The 2,921-nt window shown below is 73.1% G+C and carries 5 protein-coding genes; 3 read left to right on the forward strand and 2 right to left on the reverse strand.

The features are described 5' to 3' along the window. Window positions 1-443 (forward strand): methyltransferase domain-containing protein (locus tag ACXJKL_RS18535; RefSeq protein WP_457208476.1); only part of this gene is annotated, 443 nt, incomplete at its 5' end. Between the two features lie 4 nt (window positions 444-447). Here the strand turns inward: ACXJKL_RS18535 and ACXJKL_RS18540 are convergent. Further along, a complete protein-coding gene (locus ACXJKL_RS18540) occupies window positions 448-1,068 on the reverse strand; it encodes a hypothetical protein (RefSeq protein WP_457208477.1) in 621 nt (206 codons plus the stop codon). 81 nt (window positions 1,069-1,149) lie between these two features. Between ACXJKL_RS18540 and ACXJKL_RS18545 the strand changes: the two genes are divergently transcribed. Then, entirely contained in the window at window positions 1,150-1,266 is a 117-nt protein-coding gene (locus tag ACXJKL_RS18545; protein WP_457208478.1) for a putative leader peptide, read from the forward strand. A gap of 63 nt (window positions 1,267-1,329) precedes the next feature. Further along, entirely contained in the window at window positions 1,330-2,712 is a 1,383-nt protein-coding gene (locus tag ACXJKL_RS18550; protein ID WP_457208479.1) for a dicarboxylate/amino acid:cation symporter, read from the forward strand. Window positions 2,713-2,714: 2 nt separating this feature from the next. Here the strand turns inward: ACXJKL_RS18550 and ACXJKL_RS18555 are convergent. Beyond that, the coding region (locus ACXJKL_RS18555; RefSeq protein WP_457208480.1) for a hypothetical protein at window positions 2,715-2,921 on the reverse strand (207 nt) is incomplete at its 5' end.

The raw sequence follows: 2,921 nt of genomic DNA on the forward strand, positions 1-2,921 counted from the left end.
CCCGCGACTGGGTCGCCGGCCTGCCCGACGTCCGCACGGCGTGGGACCTCTACTGCGGCGTGGGGGGCTTCGCCCTCGCCGTCGCCGGGCCGGGTCGCACGGTCGTCGGCGTGGAGGTGTCGGCCGAGGCGGTGGCCGCCGCGCAGGCGACCGCACCCGACGGGGTGGCCTTCGTCCCGGGGGACGCCACGGCGTGGGCGCTGGCCCAGCCGGGCGCGCCCGACCTCGTCGTGGTCAACCCGCCGCGGCGCGGGATCGGCGAGGACCTCGCGCGCTGGCTCGAGGCCGGCGAGGCGTCGTACGTCGTCTACTCGTCGTGCAACGCCGAGTCGCTGGCCCGGGACCTGGCGCTGATGCCCTCGCTGCGCCCGGTCGAGGCGCGGGTGCTCGACATGTTCCCGCAGACGACGCACTACGAGGTGGTCGTGCTCCTCGCGCGGTGAGGGATCAGCCGCGGCGGACCTTGGGGCCCTTGCTCAGGTTCTCGTCCCTGATCGTCCCGGCACGGTGGGCGTCGTCGGCGAACACCTGCACCTCCTCTGCCCCGTCGGCAGCGGTCGCGGTCTCGAGGGACGCGACGCCGGCGCCGACCTGGACCCACCGAGGTGCCCCGAGGCAGGACGTCGGGATCGTGATGACCGCCCGGGCGGCGGCCCGGTCGGCGACGGCGCGCAGACGCGGGCACTCGACGGCGCGGCTGCGGCGCGTCATCTCGGCCTTCGGCCGGCGGCCCAGGTCGTCCGTCGTCACCTCGAAGGTGCCCGTGGGGGTGCGCACCTGCAGCATTGCGAAGTAGACCTTCGACCGGCCGAGCTCGCGGAGGTCGAGGCGCACCCGGAGGCGTGCGTCAGCGTGGTCGACGACGGTGCGGACGACGTCTGCGGTCAGGTTCTCGGGGGCAGGCAGGAGGTTGTCGAGGTCGTCCCCGCCCTGCTCAGTCGGCCCGAGCCGCACGACGTCCCCGGCGGGATCGGTCGTCTCGACCTTCTCCGCGTGCGCAGCCGCGGGCGCGAGGAGGACGACGGGGACCACGAGGGCGACCAGGCACAGGCCGAGACGAGAAGTCATGCCGCGCACCCTAGGCAGGCCCCGACCTCCCTGTGACGGGAACCACGGAATCCGCGCGGTGCCGGTCCGGTTGTGGCTGACGTGCGAGCCCCCACGACCAACCCCACCACGGTGGGTGACCTGCTGACGCAGCGTCGTGCCGTCGACCTCGTGCGCACCGGGAGCGCGCTGTGTCGCCCCTCCCGCGCCGTCGACTGACCCTCCTGCGTCCCCCGGCACCCGTGACCATCGTGTGCCGTTCCGAAAGGTGATCTTCTCAGTATGAATACTTCAGTCACGGAGGCGGAGCGGCCCACCCGCCGTCTCCGTCTCCCGTCCTTCGGCGTCCAGGTCCTGATCGGGCTCGCGCTGGGTGTCGTCCTCGGCCTCGTCGCCCGCGCCATGGGCCCCGACTCGGTCGACGCCGCCGGCGTGGCCGACCCCAACTGGCTGACCGAGACCCTCACCACCGTCGGCGGCGTCTTCGTCACGCTGCTGCGCACGATCGTCCCGCCGCTGGTCTTCCTGGCGATCGTGGCGTCCATCGCCAACCTGCGCGACGTGACCGGCGCCGCCCGGCTGGCGTGGAAGACGCTCGCCTGGTTCGCCATCACCGCTCTCATCGCCGTGGCCATCGGCATGGCGCTCGGTCTGGTGCTGCAGCCGGGTGACCACGCCAGCGTCTCGGCGGACGCGGCGTCCGCCCCGTCCACGACCGGGTCCTGGCTGGACTTCCTGACCGGCCTCGTCCCCGCCAACATGCTCGGCCTCGAGGCCGCCGCGGGCGACGACGGGTCGATCGGCCTGTCCTTCAACGTGCTGCAGATCCTCGTCGTGGCCATCGCGGTGGGCATCGCGACCCTCAAGGTCGGCGCGGACGCCGACCCGTTCCTGGGCGTCGTGCGCTCCGCGCTGAGCGTGGTCCAGAAGGTGCTGTGGTGGGTCATCCTGCTCGCCCCGATCGCCACCGTCGGCCTTCTCGGCAAGGCGGTCGCCACCTACGGCTGGGACGCCCTCGGCTCGCTCGGCACCTTCACCGTCGCGATCTACCTCGGCCTCGCGCTGGTCCTCGTCGGCGTCTACCCGGTCCTGCTGCGCCTCAACGGCCTGTCGGTCAAGCAGTTCTTCTCCGGTGCGTGGCCCGCGATCTCGCTGGCGTTCGTGTCCCGCTCGTCGGTCGGCACCATGCCGCTCACCCAGTCGGTGACCGAGCGCAACCTCGGCGTCCCGCGGGCCTACGCGTCCTTCGCCGTGCCGCTCGGCGCGACGACCAAGATGGACGGCTGCGCCTCGATCTACCCGGCGATCTCGGCGATCTTCGTGGCGCAGTTCTTCGGCCTCGACCTGTCGATCACCGACTACGTCCTGATCGCCTTCGTCTCGGTGATCGGCTCGGCCGCCACCGCCGGGGTCACCGGCGCCACCGTGATGCTGACGCTGACCCTCTCCACCCTGGGCCTCCCGCTCGAGGGCGTGGGCCTGCTGCTGGCGATCGACCCGATCCTCGACATGGGTCGCACCGCCACCAACGTGGCCGGTCAGGCGCTGGTCCCGACGATCGTGGCCAAGCGCGAGGGCATCCTCGACCTCGAGGCCTACCACGCCCGTCGTACCGGTCGGGCGTGGCGCGAGGACGCTCCGCGCGACGAGCTCGTCAGCGCCTGAGCTCACCCGGTACGCCGAGTGCTCCGGACCGCCCACCACAGGGCCGGTGGCACCAGGGACGCGAGCAGCAACGACCACACCAGGCCGCCGCCGGCAAACTGMCCGGCGGCGGCCACGACCCGCGCGAGCGCGCCGCCGACCCCGTCGCCCCGCGCCAGCAGCCACTCGCCGGGCGCCAGCACGAGGGCGGTCACCACGAGGGCGGTGGA

Source organism: Nocardioides sp. P5_C9_2, from assembly GCF_054049555.1.